This window comes from Streptomyces meridianus, from assembly GCF_023703325.1.
GTDB classification, from domain to species: domain Bacteria; phylum Actinomycetota; class Actinomycetes; order Streptomycetales; family Streptomycetaceae; genus Streptomyces; species Streptomyces meridianus.
Window position 1 is genome coordinate 22,690 of record NZ_JAMQGM010000001.1, and the last position, 17,798, is coordinate 40,487.

General features: G+C 74.4%; 10 protein-coding genes. 7 read left to right on the top strand and 3 right to left on the bottom strand.

What is annotated here, in order from left to right:
* Positions 1-229 precede the first annotated feature (229 nt).
* Both M1E25_RS00075 and M1E25_RS00080 read left to right on the top strand, forming a co-directional pair.
* Positions 230-3,145, top strand: a complete 2,916-nt coding sequence (locus tag M1E25_RS00075) for a bifunctional glycosyltransferase/CDP-glycerol:glycerophosphate glycerophosphotransferase (RefSeq protein ID WP_251407421.1) — start codon at positions 230-232, stop codon at positions 3,143-3,145.
* Entirely contained in the window at positions 3,142-4,338 is a 1,197-nt protein-coding gene (locus tag M1E25_RS00080; protein ID WP_251407423.1) for a glycosyltransferase, read from the top strand. The genes M1E25_RS00075 and M1E25_RS00080 overlap by 4 nt, the downstream gene beginning before the upstream one ends.
* Here M1E25_RS00080 and M1E25_RS00085 read toward each other — a convergent pair.
* Positions 4,278-6,008 (bottom strand): glycosyltransferase, encoded by a 1,731-nt coding sequence (locus M1E25_RS00085; RefSeq protein WP_251407425.1) that lies wholly within the window; start codon positions 6,006-6,008, stop codon positions 4,278-4,280. The genes M1E25_RS00080 and M1E25_RS00085 overlap by 61 nt on opposite strands.
* Positions 6,009-6,200: 192 nt before the next feature.
* Here M1E25_RS00085 and M1E25_RS00090 point away from each other — a divergent pair, with 192 nt between their 5' ends.
* Positions 6,201-7,709 (top strand): glycosyltransferase family 39 protein, encoded by a 1,509-nt coding sequence (locus M1E25_RS00090; RefSeq protein ID WP_251407427.1) that lies wholly within the window; start codon positions 6,201-6,203, stop codon positions 7,707-7,709.
* A gap of 56 nt (positions 7,710-7,765) precedes the next feature.
* On the opposite strand, the gene M1E25_RS00095 is transcribed toward M1E25_RS00090, so the two are convergent.
* Complete coding sequence (locus tag M1E25_RS00095) at positions 7,766-10,936, bottom strand: FtsK/SpoIIIE domain-containing protein (protein WP_251407430.1); 3,171 nt, start codon at positions 10,934-10,936, stop codon at positions 7,766-7,768.
* A 529-nt stretch (positions 10,937-11,465) separates the two neighbouring features.
* Between M1E25_RS00095 and M1E25_RS00100 the strand changes: the two genes are divergently transcribed.
* The 4 genes from M1E25_RS00100 to M1E25_RS00115 all read left to right on the top strand — a co-directional run bounded on the left by M1E25_RS00100 (position 11,466) and on the right by M1E25_RS00115 (position 17,429).
* Positions 11,466-13,091: a serine/threonine-protein kinase gene (locus M1E25_RS00100; protein WP_251407432.1), complete on the top strand. Its 1,626-nt coding sequence runs from the start codon at positions 11,466-11,468 to the stop codon at positions 13,089-13,091.
* A 347-nt stretch (positions 13,092-13,438) separates the two neighbouring features.
* Positions 13,439-14,746, top strand: coding sequence for a serine/threonine-protein kinase (locus M1E25_RS00105; protein ID WP_251407434.1), 1,308 nt, complete (start codon positions 13,439-13,441; stop codon positions 14,744-14,746).
* Between the two features lie 459 nt (positions 14,747-15,205).
* Positions 15,206-16,312, top strand: a complete 1,107-nt coding sequence (gene prfB, locus M1E25_RS00110; protein ID WP_251407437.1) for a peptide chain release factor 2 — start codon at positions 15,206-15,208, stop codon at positions 16,310-16,312.
* Positions 16,313-16,652: 340 nt separating this feature from the next.
* Entirely contained in the window at positions 16,653-17,429 is a 777-nt protein-coding gene (locus M1E25_RS00115) for a hypothetical protein (protein ID WP_251407439.1), read from the top strand.
* Between the two features lie 104 nt (positions 17,430-17,533).
* Here the strand turns inward: M1E25_RS00115 and M1E25_RS00120 are convergent, their stop codons facing one another.
* Positions 17,534-17,725 (bottom strand): hypothetical protein, encoded by a 192-nt coding sequence (locus M1E25_RS00120; RefSeq protein WP_251407441.1) that lies wholly within the window; start codon positions 17,723-17,725, stop codon positions 17,534-17,536.
* Positions 17,726-17,798 lie beyond the last annotated feature (73 nt).

A 17,798-nucleotide genomic window follows, 5' to 3' on the forward strand; every position in this document is an offset into this window, starting at 1 on the left:
GCCGCGGGGCGGCCCGGAGCGCACCGGCTCCGGGCCGCCCCGCGGCGTTTGCGGGTGGGCCGGACCCACCCGTTCGTCACCCGAACGGACCAGCGGGCCGCGGACGCCGGCCGCCCCGCCCCGTCACGGGCCACCGCTCGCGCGGGCGGCGCTCCGGACGCCGCCGGCGAGGTATCGGCGGTAGTTTCTGATGTGTCGCAAATGTGTCCGGTGCTGCGCGGAGGTGCTGATGAACACGATGCGCGGACCGGCAGCGGGCCCGGACGTCTCGGTGGTCGTGATCGCCTACAACGACGCGGCCCGGCTGCCCACCGCCGTGCGCTCGGTCCTGGAACAGACCCTGCACGGCGTCGAGGCCGTCGTCGTGGACGACTGCAGCACAGACGGCACGTACGAGACGGCCCGGGCGCTGGCCGCCGAGCACCCCGGCCGGGTCCGGGTCTTCCGGCTCCCGGAGAACAGCGGCGGCTGCGGAGCGCCCCGCAACCGGGGTATCGCCGAGGCCCGCGGCAGCTTCGTGATGTTCCTCGACAGTGACGACGAACTGGAGCGCAACGCCTGCCGGAACCTGCTCGAGGCGGCCGAGCGCACCGAGGCCGACCTCGTGTCCGGGCTGTGTGTCCGGGTGCATGTCGCCAACCGGCACGGCAAGAAGGTCGAGTGGTACCCGTGGCTCTACCGGCACAGCCAGGTGCTCGAGTCGATCGGTGAACTGCCCGACCTGCTCGTCTTCGACACCCTGTCCACCAACAAGTGCTACCGCAGGGACTTCCTGCTGGAGCGCGACCTGCGGTTCCCGGTCGGCATCCACTACGAGGACCTGCTGTTCTCCGCCCGGGCGTACCTCGCCGCCCGCCGCATCGCCCTGATCCCCAACCGCGTCTACTTCTGGAACGTCGTCGAGAACGGCGACGCCGCCGCCCGGTCCATCAGCAACCGGCGCCACGAGATCGCCAACTTCGCCCACCGGATGGAGATCCACCGGCGCATCGACGAGCTGCTGGAGCAGCAGCGGCTGAGCGACCTGAAGTTCCACAAGGACGTCAAGTTCCTCAAGCACGACCTGGTGCTCCACCTGCGGGACCTGCCGTTGCTCGACGCGGAGTACCGGCGGCGCTTCGCCGAACTCGCCGCCGGCTACCTCGACGGCGTCGACCCGTCCGCGTACGCCGCCGCCGAGCCCGTCCACGCCATCTGCGCGTACCTGCTGCGGAAGCAGGACTGGGACAACCTGCTGCCCGCCGCGGACACGCTGGCGAACCGGGCCAAACTCTCCTCGCCGCTCGTCGAGCGGAACGGACGCGTCTACTGGTGCGCGGAGCATCTCGACGATCCGGAGGGGCGCGCGGTCCTCGACGTCACCGATGCCGGTTACCACACGGGCCCGCTGGAGCGGCTCTTCCTGCGCAACCGGCTGACGTCCTACGGCGACGACGGGCGCGGCACGCTGCGGCTCGCCGGGAACGTCGTCAACCCGCTCGGCCGCATCGCCCGCTCCGCGCGGCTGCGCGGGCGGCTGGAGTTCCGCCCCCGCCGCAAGGGGCTGCGCACCGTCCACTGCTTCCCGCTGACCGCCCTGCGCTGGGGGGACCGGTACCTCGAGTGGGAGGCCGCAGCCGGTCTGACGCACGGTCTGCGGCCGCTCGGCGTCATCGACGCGGTCTGGGACGTCCGCCTCGTGCTGGATGTCGACGGCACCCGGCTCCGCACCCGGATCAGCGTGGACGGGGTGGACCTCGACGGCGCCCGGTCGCTGCCGGTCCGCCCGCGGCTCACCCGGCTGGTGGCCGACCATCTGCTGCCCGAGGTGTCCCGGCGCGGGCACCTGGCCTTCCGGCTGGTCGCCGAGGGCGCCGTCGCGAGCCGTGCGACGCGGTCCATCGGCGGGCTGGTCACGGGACGTCCCGGCAGCCTCGCCAAGCGCGGGCTGCGCGGGGCGCGGCAGGTCAGGCGGAGGATGAACTCGGGTCCGACGAAGATCGGGGTGTACCACCGGCTGTTCTGCCGCCTGCCGGTCCGGCCCGGTCTGATCGTCTTCGAGAGCCATCTCGGCAAGCAGTACAGCGACAGCCCGCGAGCGGTCTACGAGGAACTGCGCCACCTGGGCGTGCCGTTCGAGGGGGTGTGGTCGTACGCGGGTCGGAGCGCCGACGGCTTCCCCCGCGACGCCGTTCTGGTACGCCGCTGGGGATGGCGGTATCTGCTCGCCCTCGCCCGGGCCGACTTCTGGATCGACAACCAGGGCTTTCCGCTGAAGCTGGCCAAGCGCTCGCGGACCACCTACATCCAGACCTGGCACGGCTCGGCGCTCAAGCGCATGGGGTTCGACGAGCCGCGGCTGAGGATGATGACCCGGCCGGCGCAGGAGGCGCATCAGCGGGTGCTGGACCGGTTCGACCATTTCCTGGTCCGCTCGGAGCACGACGTGCGCACGCTCGCCGCGGCGTTCCGGCTGCGCAGCGGGGTGCCGGTGCGCACCGGTTATCCGCGCAACGATCCGCTGGTCGCCGAGCGCCGCCGCGAGGAGCTGACGGGGGCGCGCAGCCGCGGACCGCTCGCTGCCGAGCTCGGCATCGAGGACGACCGGATGGTGCTGCTGTACGCGCCGACGTTTCGGGCAGACGCGTCCGGCAAGGTGCGGAACTTCGAACCGGGCTTCGACCTTGAGGCGTTCGCACGCCGCTTCGGCGACCGGATCACCCTGCTCGTGCGGGCGCACTACCTCAACCGGGTCGTGCTGCCGCCCGGGTTGCGCGGCAAGGTCGTCGACGTGACGTCGCAGCACGACGTCACCCCGCTGCTCGCGCTCGCGGACGGGCTGATCACGGACTACTCGTCGTTGATGTTCGACTACGCGCTGCTGGACCGGCCGATGATCTTCTTCGCGCACGACTACGACGCGTACGCGGGCGAGAGCCGCGGTACCTACTTCGACCTGCGCCTGAAGGCACCGGGGCCGGTCGCGGAGACCGAGGAGGAGCTGTTCGCGGCCGTCGCGGACCTCAAGTCGGCGGGGCCGGTGTACGCAGAGGCCCGGCAGCGGTTCGTCGCGGAGTTCGGGGAGTACGACCGCGGCGACGCGGCCCGGCGGGTCGTCGAGCTGATCGCCCTCAAGCGCGGCACCGCACCGGGGGGCCCGGCATGAACGGCGCCGGTACGGACGCGCGGCGCACGGGTGACGCGCGGCGCGCTCAGGTCTGCCGGGATGTGTTCCTCGTGTCCAACAGCGTCGACGAGCTGGGCGGTGTGACCAGCTGGTCGCACCAGATGGCCCGCCTGTTCCTCGCCCGGGGGCACCGGGTGCACCTGGTCGGCATCGCGCCCTCCGAGGTGCCGCAGGACTTGGGCGGCGAGCCGCCGTACCCGATGACGACCCTGTACGGAACCCGCCCGCCGCCGGCCGGTCCGGAGCGCGGGCTGCGAGGGCTGCTCGATCCGGCCGTGCGCCACCGTCGCAGGGTCCGCGAGGCGGGCATGCGCGAGCAGGTGGACCGGCTGAGCGCGCTGTTCCGCACCGCCCGGCCCGGCGGGGTCGTGATCGTCACCCAGGTGTGGGCGATGGAGTGGGTGCGGTCGGCCGACACCGGGGGACTCACGGTGATCGGCATGAGCCACGAGTCGTACGACTACTCCCGGGGCTCCTCGCGGTTCGGCCGGATCCTGCGGTACTACCCGGACGCCGACCGGCTGCTGCTCCTCACCCGGGAGGACGCCGACCGGTGGATCCGCAGGGGTTTGGACAACGTCGGCTGCATGCCGAACCCCCTGCCCTTCATGCCGGAGGTCGCGTCGCAGCGCACGGAGAAGGTGGTGATCAGCATCGGGCGGCTGCACGATCAGAAGGGGATCGACATGCTGCTCGACACCTGGGCGCAGACCGCGCCGCGCTTTCCCGGCTGGCGGCTTCGCATCTACGGCTCCGGTGAGGACGAGGAGATGCTGAAGGCGCGGTGCACGGCACTCGGCCTGGACGCCGGCGTGGACTGGATGGGGCGCACGGACGACGTGCCCGGTGCGCTGCGCGGCGGTTCGGTGTTCGTGCAGTCCTCGCGGGGGGAGGGCTTCCCGCTGGCGCTGATGGAGGCGATGGCGACCGCCGTTCCCTGTGTCGCGTTCGACTGCGCCCCCGGCGTACGGGAGATCGTCCGGGACGGGGAGGACGGGCTGCTGGCGACGCCGGGCAACACGACCGAACTCGCCCGGCAGCTGGGGGTGCTGATGGCCGACCAGGAGCTGCGGGACCGGATGGGGGTGTTGGCCCGGCAGAACGTGCGGCGCTACTCGACCGCGGAGATCGTCCGCCGGTGGGAGGACCTCTTCGCCTTCCTCGAGCGCTGAGACCGCTGGGCGCGCCGGGGCCACCGCGTGCGCCGGGCCTCCCGGCTGCGGCGCTCCCGCCGCCGCAGCAGCCGGTCGGCTGCGACACCGGCGGCCGGCCTCGGCCCGCTCGCGACCCGCAGCGCCAGCGAACCGCCGGAGGTGGCGTACGGCTGGACGAGCAGCAGGCCGTGCCGGCGGCTGACCGCAGCCGTGCGCCGCAGCCCGGGGCCGCCGGCGCGGGCGGCGGTGTAGAGCGACGAGCCGTCGGCGCAGCGCAGCCGGACCCGTACGTCCCACACCTCCGGGCGGGCCGCCCCGGCCGGTGCGAGCGCGTCCAGGTCCAGGATCGCCTCGGCCGTCCAGGAATTTCCGTTCCCGTTCAGGCACGCGTCGCGGACCTGGCCGAGCCGCCCGTCCTCCCGGTGGCGCAGCTCGATGTCGACGGATGCGGGGCGTGCCCGGAGCAGGCGGCCGTAGAGGTCGTGCACGCGGACGTGCAGCCGGGTACGGGCACCCGCCCGGGGCTCGGCGTCGATCGTCACGGGCAGCCGGTACAGCGGCTTGGTGTCGATCCGGTCCAGTTCCACCTGGGGAAGATCGGTGTCCCAGACGGGCCGGCCCGCCACCCGGACGTAGGGCGGGAGCAGCCGGGCCGGGCGGTTGGCCAGCTCGGCCAGGCGCACCAGGTCCCGCGGCTCCTCGGCGGCGGTGACGACGCGGGCGATCCAGCGGGCGGGGGCGCGGGCGGCGAGCAGGTCGGCCTCGTCGAAGGCAGCGAGGTGTTCCCGGGTCAGCCGCCACCAGTCGTTGCGGAAATCCGGGCTGCGGCTGCCCAGTTCGCGGGTGTACATCCGCAGGTCGTGGTCGAGGAACTTGGTCCGGGCGGCCCGGGTGAGCGTGCTGCGCCCGGCTCCCTCGAGGATCTCGACGGACCGGCGGTGCGCCTCCAGCCGGTTGCGCCAGTTGCCGAGGGTGCCGCGGTCGAGGGAGATCGACGGTTCGGCCGCGTCCCGCCGCACGTGCCAGATGTAGACGGGCGCGGGGATCAGCGCGATCCGTGGGCCCGCCGCCAGCACCCGGGCGGTGAAGACGAAGTCCTCGTAGCGGAAGTCCCCTTCGGGGAAGGTGACGGCGTGCCGGGCGAGGAACGCGCGGTCGTACAGCTTGTTGACGCAGAGGGTGTCGCGGACCAGGCGCGGCTGGTCGTCGGGGGAGTCGTACACCGCCTCGCGCAGGAAGAGAGCGCGCTGCCAGGGCACGTCCCGGCCGTGCGGCAGTTCGCGGCGGATGCACAGGCCGGCGGTGACCTGGGCGCGGTGCCGTGCGGCCGCCGAGACGAGGGAGTTCACGGCGCCGGGCGGCAGCACGTCGTCGCTGTCGAGGAACATCACGTAACGGGCCGAGGCGTGCATCAGTCCGTCGTTGCGTGGGGTTCCGCAACCGCCGCTGTTGGCCGCCCGGTGGACCACACGGATGCGCGCGTAGCGCTCGGCGAGTCCCATCAGCACGTCGGTGGTGCCGTCGCCGGAACCGTCGTCGATCACCACGACCTCGGCGACGCACGGGCCCTGGCGCAGCGCGGAGAGGACGGCGTCGGCGATGCGGTCGGCGTCGTCGAAGCCGATCACGATCACACTGACCTGCGCTGTCGCGGCGGAGCCGGCCCATTCCGGCGGTGCTTCGTCCATGGCGCGTCGACCGGGTTTCCGTGGGGGCGCCGGGCGCTTGCCGTCCGGGAGGACGGCGACCCGGATTCGCTCAGGTCATCCCATTCTTGTCCGAACCATGAGAAATCTGCCTGTTGCGGTCAAGCGGCCGGGTCCGGCTGCCGAACCAAGACAGGGGGCCGTCCCCCGGGGGGCCAGCCACGAGGAGGACTCTTGGTCACCACGCAGCTGCAGCTTCCACAGCGCCGGGGGACGCCCCTGTCCGGCCCGGCGAGTGCGATCACCGTGCTGCTGCCCGCGCTCACCGCCGTGGCCCTCGGCCTCTGGGGTCTGGGCAGCCGGGGCCTGTCGGGTGACGAGACCGCGACCTGGGCCGCCGCCCGGCGCAGCCCGGGCGAGCTGTGGCAGCTGGCGAGTCAGACCGACGCGGTCCACGGGCCGTACTACCTGCTGATGCAGGGGCTGCTCGCGCTGCGGCCGGACGAACTGGTGCTCCGGCTGCCCTCGGTGGCCGCGATGGGCCTGGCCGCGGCCCTGGTGGCCGCGATCGGCACCCGGCTGGCCGCGCCGATGGTGGGGCTGGCCGCGGGCATGCTGTTCGCGGTCGTCCCGGCCGTGAGCCGTTACGCGCAGCAGGCCCACGAGTACGCCCTGGTCACGGCCTGTGCGACCGCTGCGACGTACTTCCTGATCCGGGGCTGCGAGGAGGACGAGGACCGCTGGTGGTGCGGCTACGCGGCGGTCGTCGCGGTTGCCGGTCTGCTCCACCCGAGTGCGCTGCTGCTGCTCTTCGCCCACGCGGCCACCCTCCTGCTGGTGCGGGCCGTTGCGTGCCTGTGGCTCCGCTGGGTGATGGCCGCCGCGTTCGCCTGCCTCGTGGCCGCCCCGGTGATGTGGACGGCCCGCGGACAGGCGGGGCCCTCCGACTGGGCGGCGCCGGGCTGGCCGGCCTTCACCGAGCTGGTGCGTGCCTTCGCCGGCCCGTCGGGGTGGGTCGCCCTCCCGACCGTGGTGTTCGCGATCGGTGCGCTGCTCACCCGCCGCCGCAGCCGGGACGAGGGCCCGATCCCGGGACTGACCGTCCCCGTCCTGGCGCTGCCGCTGCTGGTGCTGCCTCCCGCGCTGCTCTTCGCCGTGTCGCAGCTGCATCCGGTGTACGCCGAGCGGTACGTGCTGTTCGCGCTGCCGGGCTTCTGCCTGCTGGTCGCGGCGGGCATCGAGCGGATGGCCGATGCCGTCACCCCGTGGGCCGTCGCGATGCCGTTGACGGCCGCGCTGCTGGTGGCGTTCACCTTCGGCGGGCAGTTCGGCACCCATCTGTACCTGCGCTCGCCGGAGAGCCGGCCGGACGACCAGCGGGCCGTCGCACGGCTCGTGCAGCGGTCGGCCGAACCGCGGGACGCGATCCTCTTCCTGGGCGGCGACCGGCGGAAGGCGGCCGTCGCCTATCCGGACGCCTTCGCCGGGCTCGACGACGTTGCCCTGGACCGCTCACCCGCCCGCTCCGGGACCCTCTACGGCACCGAGCTGGCCCCGGAGCGGTTGCACGCCGCCATGGCCGACGTGCGCAGGGTGTGGGTCCTGGAGGGTGCCGGGACCGAGCGGGCCACCGGCCGCCGGCCGGCCGGGGAGCGGGCCAAGGAGGCCCTGCTCGCCGACTTCCACAGCGAACGCGAGGAGCGCACGCGCGGCGCCCGGCTGAACCTGTTCGTCCGGAACTGACACCGGCCCTGCCCGGGCGTGCGGACGGCGCCGCCCGGCTCCGGCCGGGGCGCGCCTCAGCCGAGCGGTGGGGACGCCTGGGCGTCCGCCGTGAGCGCGGCCCGCTGCATGGCGCTGGCCAGCAGTGCCAGGTCGGTCGGGCCGTTTCCCAGTTCCCGCAGCGGCCGGCGGGCGGGCGGGTCGCCGGCCCGGTCCCAGTCCAGGGGGACGACCGTCGGCCGCAGGGTGGACGTCCGTGGGATCCGTCCGCTGACCCGCCCGGTCTGGAACGGTGTCGTCCTGCCGCCGCGGCAAATCAGCAGCCCGCGGCCCGCCCGGGTTGCCGTGTCGTGGGCCGCAGTGCCGGCCCGGGGCGACTCCTCCTGGGGGAGCACCTCCAGGCGGATGCACAGGCCGGCCCGTTGTGCGGCGGCGGTCTGCGCCGTCCGCTCCGGGTGGCCCGATGCGGCGATCAGATGCACCCCGAGCCCGGCACCGTCGCGGGCCACGGCTTCCAGCGCCCGCACCACCGACCCCGCGGCCGGTCGGCCGGTGCTGCCGAGGGCGGGGTCCACCAGGGCGTCGAAGTCGTCGACCAGTACCACGAGACGCGGCATCCCGTCCGATGCGGCCGCGCTGCTGCCGGGCACCGGCCGGGCCGAGCCGGATCCTGCTGCGGTGCCGGCCCGCAGCGGGAGGCCGGTGTCGTCCCCGGCCCGGCGGGGCGTGACGACCCGCGCGGCCTTCTCCGGGCGGACGGCGGCGGGCCGGGCGTCGTGGCCGGCGTCGCCGAGCAGCTCGGCGCGCCGTTTCAACTCCGCGGTGAGGGACTGCGCGAAGGCCCGCATGCGCACCGGGTCCGTGCTGGTCAGATGCGTCGAGACGTGCGGGAGGTCGGTGCACGGCCGCAGTCCGTCGGCCTCCGGCGCGCCGTGCCCGCTCTCGCCGCGGCCCTCGCTGCTCCGCGGTTCGGGCACGGTTGCGGAGCCCGCCCCGCGGCCGTCCACGAGGACGAGCGATACCCGGTCGGGCCGGTCCCCGGCCGCCAGCGACGCCGCCAGGGCGCGCAGCAACTCCGTCTTGCCCGTGCCGGGGCCGCCCTCGACGAGCAGATGCGGTCCTTCCGCGGCCAGATCGACCGTGAGCGGCCCGTGCGGTCCCGCACCGAGGACCGTGTGCAGCCTTCGGCGCTCGGCCGGGCCGTCGTCGGCCTCCGCCCAGCGGGCGGTCAGCGACGCGGGGGTGGCGCGCGCCAGCCCCAGTTCGTCGAGAAGCCGTGCCGTGCGCGGCAGGGTCGTGGCCACCCGCCGCGACGTGCCGCCGGAGGACGCGCCCGATTCGGCGGCGCGCAGCGGCGCCAGTGCCCGCGCGAACCGCTCGGCCCAGGCCGGGGAGACGGCGTCGACCGTCGCCACCACGCCGTTGCCGACCACCGGGCCGGCCAGGTCGCCCGGGGCCGTGGCGCCGACGTCGCCGGACGACGGCCAGGGCATCAGCACGCGCAGCGCCGTCGCCACGTCCCCGCTCAGCATCGCCACGGCACCGCAGGACCCGAAAGCGGGGGACGCCTGCCGGGCCGCGTCGAACGTCGCCGAGACCGGGGAGGCGGGTGAGGCGGCCGGTGTCTCGGCCAGGCAAAGCAGATGGACCCCCGCGGAGGGGCCGTTCGCGGCGATCCGGCGCAGGGTCGTCCGCAAGGCGGGCGTGCCGGGGTCGCCGTCGACGATCACCAGGCTGTACGGCCCCCTGTGCGCGGCCGATGCCTCGGCGACCGCCGCGCGGCCGGCGTCGGCCCAGCCCGGGCCCAGCGGACCGTCGTCGAGCCGCCGCACCAGCTCCGCCACCCGTGCCTCCGCCTGTTCGCGGTCGCGGGCGAACAGGAGCCGGCAGTCCTGGCCGTGGGAGGGCCGCACCTGCGGGAGCCAGCCGAGCCAGGACCACTCGGCGGGGCGTTCCCCGCCGGCTTCTGCGCTCCCGGCGTCGATCAGGACGATCTCCAGGGTGCCGGGCGAGTGGAGCGCGGCCAGTTGGGCCACCACCGAGCGGGCCAGTCCGGTGAGCCTGGCCCGCGGTCCGGCCAGGCCGAGCGAACCGGCCTGGCGCAGCCCGACGGTGACCGGGGCGGGCAGGGCTTCGGAGGAGCGGTGCGCGGTGCCGAGCCGGACGACCATCGCGTCGTCGTGCGCGGCGTCCCGCTCCCAGAGCCGGCGGCCGGGGCCGAGCACGGTCAGCAGCACGGTGGCGGGGTCCGGCCAGCGCTCGAGCAGGGTTGCGGCGACGTCCGGGGCGGCGGGTCCGCCGGGCCCGTTCCCCGGGCGGACACCGGCGCGCCCGGCGGTCAGCCACCGGGCCCAGGCGCTGACCCCGAGTCCCCGCCGGGCTTCCTGTCCCGGGCCGCCGTCGGCGGGATGATCACGGGCCGGTCCCCCCGCGGCCGGGCCCCCGCCGGCGGCGCCGCTGCCCCCGGGCAGCCCGGCGGTCTCCGGCCCGGTCCGCTCCCGTCCGCTCTGCTCCGGTCCGGTGTGTTCCGTGGCTGCACCGGCCGGGAGACCCGCCTGTCGCCCCGCGCGCTCGATCCGCAGATGGCCCTCGCCGTCGGCGACGGCGGCCATCGTCCGTGGTATCGGCCCCGCACCGGGATCCCCGCCGGTGCCGTCCGGGGCGGGATGCAGACGCAGCACCGACTCGCCGATGCGCACCAGACCGCCCGGCCGCACCGGCTCCGGACGCCCGCCGACCGGTTCCCCGTCCAGAGTGGTGCCGTTGGTCGACCCCAGGTCGGTGACGGTCACCCGGCCGTCCTCGCCCACGGCCACGGTGCAGTGCAGCCGGGACACGTCGGGGTCGTCGAGCGGCACGTCCGCTTCGCCGGAACGCCCTATACGGATCTCACCGCCGTGCAGCAGGTGCACCCCGCCCGCGTCCGGCCCGGACATGACATGGAGCTGGGCGCAGGCCCGCGAGCCGGTCTCGGGGGCCACCCCGGGGTGCCGGCCGGGTACGGCGGGGGCGCCCAGCGACAGCACCGCTCCGTCCACCAGCGGCGGCTCGCCCAGGGCGGAACGCTGGATGTCGAGCCGCTCGCCTCCCGCGTACAGCACCACGGTTCCCGACGACGCCGCGGCTTCTGCGACGGAGGCCGCCAGGTCGCTCGCCACCGCCGCGAGCGGGGTGCCGGCCGGAGCCGTGACGAGCACGTCGGCGACGGAACCGCCCAGCGGTCCCAGGACGGTCAGCCGGATCTGCATGGCCGTGAACGGTCCCTTCCTGTTCGGGTGCCCGACAGGGAGGCGGCGTCTGGCGCAGATCTCCCCCCAGCGTGCACGGCGCTTCGGCGCGTACAGGCCGGCACGGCGCGCGTGGGCCCCCGCCGCCCGCCGCTCGCGTGCCGGGGTGCATCCTCGCACCTGTGACGCCCGTCGCGCCCCGTTCCCGCCACAGGACGATCTTCACCGGTCGGCTGGGGGCACGCCAGGCCCCGGCCGGCCGCCCACCCGAGTGCGCTGTGAACAGCACCTCCCGGACGGCCCCCCGGGTGCGCCGTCCGCCCGCGCCGAAACCCGCGGCGGAGGGGTCCCCCGGTCCGCGGCCCGGGTGTTGACACCGGAGCGGCATTACAGTGGGGCGGACGGGTAGGGGGTGCGCGGCGGGTTTTTGCGGATCGGAGAGGCTCCGCCGGGCACCCCCTCGGGGCCCTCTGTCCCGGACCGGGCGGATCGCAAGCCCGGCGGGCCCCATCGACAGCACCCACCCCCAACGGACCAGGGAGCGCATGACGTGCGGCCGGTAGGCAGCAAGTACCTGCTCGAGGAGCCGCTCGGACGCGGAGCCACGGGCACCGTGTGGCGGGCTCGCCAGCGGGAGACAGCAGGCGCCGAGGCCGCAGTGGCCGGGCAGCCCGGAGAGACCGTCGCCATCAAGGTCCTCAAGGAGGAGCTGGCGAACGACGCGGACGTCGTGATGCGCTTCCTGCGCGAGCGTTCCGTGCTGCTCCGGCTCACGCACCCCAACATCGTGCGGACGCGCGACCTGGTCGTCGAGGGCGATCTCCTCGCGCTCGTCATGGACCTGATCGACGGCCCGGACCTCCAGCGTCACCTGCGCGACAACGGCCCGTTCTCGCCGGTCGACGCCTCCTTCCTCACCGCGCAGATCGCCGACGCGCTCGCCGCCAGCCACTCCGACGGCGTCGTCCACCGCGACCTGAAGCCGGCCAACGTCCTGCTGGCGGGCCTGCACCAGGGCGGTCCGCTGCACCCGATGCTCACCGACTTCGGTATCGCCCGGCTGGCGGACTCGCCGGGACTGACCCGCACCCAGGAGTTCGTCGGCACCCCCGCCTACGTCGCCCCGGAGTCCGCGGAGGGCAGGCCGCAGACGTCGGCCGTCGACATCTACGGCGCCGGGATCCTGCTGTACGAACTCGTCACGGGGCGCCCGCCGTTCGCGGGAGCGACGGCCCTCGAGGTGCTGCAGCGCCACCTGAGTGAGGAGCCCCGCCGCCCCACGACCGTTCCCGAGCCGCTGTGGACGGTCATCGAGCGCTGCCTGCGCAAGCGTCCCGAGGAGCGGCCGAGCGCCGAGAACCTCGCCCGGGGCCTGCGCGCGGTCGCCGCGGGGGTGGGCGTGCACGCCTCCCCGGCCGAGGCGGAGGCCGCCTTCGGTGTCGCCGCGCTGCTCGCACCGGACCCGGCGCCGGTCCCGGACGCCGACGCGGATCCCACGCAGTTCCTGCCGCACGGAGGTGCCCCGGCGTACGACCCGTCGGCCACCACCATGGCCAACGGGGACGCCACCCAGTACATGCCGCACGGCAGTGCAGCCGCCGGTGCCGCGGGCGCCACCGACCCCACCCGGGCGATGCCGCCGGTGCCGCCCGGCCCCCCGGGCCAGGACGGCGACCACCCCTGGCAGAACCAGATGGCCGCGGCCCGCGACCGGGCCGAGCAGACCCAGATCCAGTACCTCGACCCGAGCGAGGACCCGCTGCGCCGCCGGCCCTCGCGCCCTGCGCCGCAGCAGGCGCCGTACGGGCGGCAGGGCGGCCGTCCGCCCGCCCCCTACCCGCCGGCCGAGCCCCGTCGGCGCCAGCCGCCGCCGCGCCGCTACGAGCCCCAGCCGCCGCGGCGCGAGCCGCGCCGGGAACCGCGGCGCAGTGCCAGCCCGATGCGGATCCCGGGGCTGGGGTGCCTGAAGGGCTGCCTGTTCACGATCGTGGTGTTCATCGTGGCCGCCTGGCTGATCTGGGAACTCACCCCGCTCCCGGAATGGGTCGCCGAGGGCAAGAGCTTCTGGGTGGCGACGACCGACTGGATCGACTCGGTCGGCGACTGGTTCTCCGAGCTCGGCGAGACGTCGCCGGGCAGCGGCTCGGGCAGCGGCGGCAACCTGGGCGGGCAGTAGTCCCGCGCGGGCGCCGGGCGCCCGCCGACCTGCCGATCGGGGCCGGGGCCCTCTCCTGCACGGGGAGGCACCCGGCCCCGACGCGTCGCTTCCGAAAGCCCGTTGACCGAACGTCGCCCGAACCGGTCGCATCATTGGGCGAGTTCGACGTTTTTCCGACTGCCACCGGGTCGAAATCCCGCGCAGAAGTGACAGTTGACGTGGTCCGGTGCTGAGCGCCCCGGGCAGCGGCGTAGTTTTGTCGCCTACACCGGCCCCCCGGGATCATCCGCCGAGGACCACCCTCGAACCACCCGGCGGGCAGGGGCCCGAGCACGGGTCCCGGGGCACAACACGTCGGAGCAGCCTTGGCACGCAAGATCGGTAGCCGGTACACCGCCCACCAGATCCTGGGACGCGGGTCCGTGGGCACGGTGTGGCTGGGCGAGGGCCCCGACGGGCCCGCCGCCATCAAACTGCTGCGCGAGGACCTCGCGTCCGACCAGGAGCTCGTCGGCCGGTTCGTGCAGGAGCGCACGGTCCTCCTCAGCCTCGACCACCCTCGCGTCGTCGGTGTCCGTGACCTGGTGGTGGACGGCGCGGACCTGGCGCTCGTCATGGACCTCGTCCGGGGCACGGACCTGCGCACCCGGCTCGAGCGGGAGCGCCGGCTCGCTCCCGAGGCGGCGGTGGCCGTCGTCGCGGACGTCGCGGACGGTCTGGCCGCGGCGCACGCCGCCGGCGTCGTCCACCGGGACGTCAAGCCCGAGAACATCCTGCTCGACATGCAGGGCGCGTTGGGGCCGGGGCGATCCCATCCCGCACTGCTCACCGACTTCGGCATCGCCCGGCTCGTCGACTCCTCGCGGCGCACGCGGGCGGTTCGTGGCGGGGCGGAGCCGGCCGGGGCGGCGGGGGGCCGCTCGCAGCCGCGCCACATCCTGGGCACGCCCGACTACCTCGCGCCGGAGATCGTCGAGGGGTTGCCGGCCCGCGCGTCCGTCGACATCTACGCCCTGGCGACGGTGCTCTACGAACTGCTCGCCGGATTCACGCCCTTCGGCGGCGGACATCCGGGTGCGGTGCTGCGGCGGCATGTGACGGAGAGCGTCGCGCCGCTGCCCGGTGTGCCGGACGAGCTGTGGCACCTCCTGGTGCAGTGCCTGGCGAAGTCGCCGGCGTCGCGGCTGCGGGCTGCGGAGATGGCGGGCCGGCTGCGGGAGATCCTGCCGGAGCTGGCCGGGATGCCGCCGCTCGCGGTGGACGAGCCGGAACCGGATCCCGTGGACGTGCCCGCGGGGGGCCGTTCCGGGGGGTCCGGGGCGGGGCGCGGTGGCGGCGGGTTCGACGGATCGGGTGCGGGGTCCGGTGGCGCGGTCGTCGGTGGCGTGGTCGACGGAGGTGGCAACGGCCGGGGGCGCAGGAGCGGCGCGGTGCCGCTGGTGCACGGGGCGGCGCCGGACTCCAACCGGGACACCCATACGAGCATGCGGGTGCCGAGCGCGGACGAGCTGGCCGGTGGGGCGCGGGGGACGGCGCGGGTGCCGCGGGCGGCAGGGCAGCGGCGGCCGGGGTCGGCCCGGCATCGGGCGGCGGTGCGGATGAGGCGGGTGCGGGTGGGGGTTCTGGCGGCGGCTCTTGTCGTCGTGGTGGGGGTGCTGGCGTTCGTGCTGTGACGTGGGGGCGTGTGTGCGGGTTCCGGGTGCGCGGCGGGGGCGGGTCGCGGTGCGGGTCGGCGGGCTTGCGCGGGTGGGTTGGGGTGCCGGGGTCGGGCCGGTCGGGCCTGGGCCGGCGGGGTGTGTGCGGGTGCGTTGCGGTGCCAGGTCGGGGTGCGGGTACCGGGTCGGGGTGCCGGGCGGTGGGCCTGTGCGGGTGCGTTGGGGTGCCGGGGCCGTGACCTGCGGGGCTGGGGGTCCTGGACCGTATATTTACGGCCGCTGGCGGCCGCAAATAGACGGAAGTGTCCAGGACCCCCAGCCCTCCGGCCCCGTCCCCTGCGCGGGCAGCCACGCCGCCTCTGGCTGAGGTCGTTCCGGGGCGGGGGACCCGTCCCCCGCAGGGGTGGGCGAGGGGGTGGGGGAGGAAGGTGGCCGGGGGCGGGGAGGGAAGCGGGGTGGAGCCGTTAGGCTGGTCCCGTGGCAGTCGTCGATGTATCCGAAGAGCTGAAGTCCCTCTCCTCGACCATGGGGTCGATCGAGGCCGTCCTGGACCTCGACAAGCTGAGGGCCGACATCGCCGTGCTCGAGGAGCAGGCGGCGGCCCCGTCCCTCTGGGACGACCCGGAGGCGGCACAGAAGATCACGAGCAAGCTTTCCCACCTCCAGGCCGAGGTCCGCAAGGCGGATTCGCTGCGCAGCCGGATCGATGATCTCGAGGTGCTGTTCGAGCTCGCCGAGAGCGAGGACGACCCGGACGCGCTCGCCGAGGCCGAGAGCGAGCTGGTCTCCGTCCGCAAGGCGCTCGACGAGATGGAGGTCCGCACCCTCCTGTCCGGCGAGTACGACTCGCGTGAGGCGGTCGTCAACATCCGGGCCGAGGCCGGCGGCGTGGACGCGGCGGACTTCGCCGAGCAGCTGCAGCGCATGTACCTCCGCTGGGCCGAGCGCCACGGTTACAAGACCGAGGTGTACGAGACCTCGTACGCGGAAGAGGCCGGCATCAAGTCGACCACCTTCGCCGTGCAGTGCCCCTACGCCTACGGCACGCTGTCCGTGGAGCAGGGCACGCACCGGCTGGTGCGCATCTCGCCGTTCGACAACCAGGGCCGTCGCCAGACGTCCTTCGCCGGTGTCGAGGTGCTGCCGGTGGTCGAGCAGACCGACCACATCGAGATCGACGAGTCCGAGCTGCGGGTGGACGTGTACCGGTCGTCCGGACCCGGCGGCCAGGGCGTCAACACCACCGACTCCGCGGTGCGGTTGACCCACATCCCGACCGGGATCGTGGTCTCCTGCCAGAACGAGCGCTCGCAGATCCAGAACAAGGCGACAGCGATGAACGTCCTCCAGGCGAAGCTGCTCGAGCGCCGCCGCCAGGAGGAGCAGGCCAAGATGGACGCGCTGAAGGGCGACGGCGGCAACTCCTGGGGCAACCAGATGCGTTCGTACGTCCTGCACCCGTACCAGATGGTCAAGGACCTCAGGACGGAGTTCGAGGTCGGCAACCCGCAGTCCGTGCTCGACGGTGAGATCGACGGCTTCCTCGAGGCCGGCATCCGCTGGCGCAAGCAGCAGGAGAAGTAGGCAGGTTCGGTTTTCACGGCGCCCCGCGGTCCGCACGGACCGTGGGGCGCCGTCGTGTGTGTGGCGACCGAATACGTCGTGCCGGAGCGGAACTTACGGTTCATGTCACAGTCCACACTTTCTGCGTCCGGCAAGTGACCGTATATGCGGCAATGCGAACGGAACGGCCTTGACGCTGGTGCCGAAAGTGGAAAAGCTGACGCGCGGCATGCCCATGTCCGAGGCGTGTGCGAACGGGGGCGGCGGGTCGAGATCCCGCGTCAGGAACTCCCAGTCGTTGCCTCGCCGCGTGAGTACGGGCTGCTCCATCAAGACAACAGCTACTGGGGGTAGCGAACATATGACCAAGAAGACACGGCTCCGCGTTGCGCGGATCGCCGCGGGTGCGGTGATCGCGGCCGGTGCGTCGCTGACCGCCGCCGGCGCCGCTTCGGCGAGCGGTCTCGACCTCGGCATCGCCAAGGTCGGCGCGAACGACGAAACCGGCGCCAACATCGCCGGTGTCACCGAGGGCAACTCCATCGTGGGTGTCACCCAGGGCGGCGACAACGGCGGCAACATCGCCGGTGCGACGGAGGGTGGCGACAACGGCGGCTCCGAGGGCGGTTCCGAGGGTGGCGACAACGGCGGTGGCAACATCGCCGGCGTGACCGAGGGCAGCACCGAGGGCACCGGTGGCTCCATCGCCGGCGCGACCGAGGGCGGCGACAACGGCGGCTCCATCGCCGGTGTCGTCGAGGGCGGCGAGAACGGCGGTGGCGACACCGGCGGCTCGACCGACGGTGGCTCCACCGACGGCGGCTCGACCGACGGCGGCAGCACCGGCGGCTCGACCGACGGCGGCAGCACCGGCGGCGGCAGCACCGGCGGCTCGACCGACGGCGGCAGCACCGGCGGCGAAGAGGGCCAGAGCACCGGTGGCGACGAGGTCGGCACCGAGCCCGACGGCGCCGGCTCGCAGCCGGTCCAGCAGGGCGAGGCGAAGGAGCAGCTGGCGGAGACCGGCGCTTCCGAGACCGCGTTCCTGCTGGTCGGCGCCGCGACGATGATCGCCGGCGGCATCGGCTTCCGCCTGATGCCGCGCCTGATCAGCCGTGGCGGCGGCGCCGTGGCCTGAACGGCCCGGTGAGGGCTCGCAGCACCTGAGAGCCCGCGCAGTGCACGACGAGGGGCCCGGAACACTGTTCCGGGCCCCTTCGGCGTGCTGGTGGGTGCCGGCGCTCAGACGGCCTGCTGGAGCAGCACCGCGAGCGCGATCATGAGGACGAGCAGGGCGACCAGCGCCACGGGGGACAGCGCCGCGAACAGGCCGCCCTCCTGCCGCATCCTCTCCCGGCTGGCCCGGCACACCGGGCACCGGCCCTCGTTGACGGGGGCCGCGCAGTTGGCGCACACCAGACGGTCGCACGTCATGCGATCTCCTCCTCACTGTGCCCAACGCTCGGGGAGGTGCTGCGGTTCCCCTCGTTCCACTCTGCCAGCTTCC

Bases quoted from the DNA above. Each gene is read 5' to 3' on its own strand.
- M1E25_RS00095 (WP_251407430.1), bottom strand. From the start codon at position 10,936: ATGCAGATCCGGCTGACCGTCCTGGGACCGCTGGGCGGTTCCGTCGCC.
- M1E25_RS00075 (WP_251407421.1), top strand. From the start codon at position 230: ATGAACACGATGCGCGGACCGGCAGCGGGCCCGGACGTCTCGGTGGTC.
- M1E25_RS00120 (WP_251407441.1), bottom strand. From the start codon at position 17,725: ATGACGTGCGACCGTCTGGTGTGCGCCAACTGCGCGGCCCCCGTCAAC.
- M1E25_RS00115 (WP_251407439.1), top strand. From the start codon at position 16,653: ATGACCAAGAAGACACGGCTCCGCGTTGCGCGGATCGCCGCGGGTGCG.
- M1E25_RS00080 (WP_251407423.1), top strand. From the start codon at position 3,142: ATGAACGGCGCCGGTACGGACGCGCGGCGCACGGGTGACGCGCGGCGC.
- M1E25_RS00085 (WP_251407425.1), bottom strand. From the start codon at position 6,008: ATGGACGAAGCACCGCCGGAATGGGCCGGCTCCGCCGCGACAGCGCAG.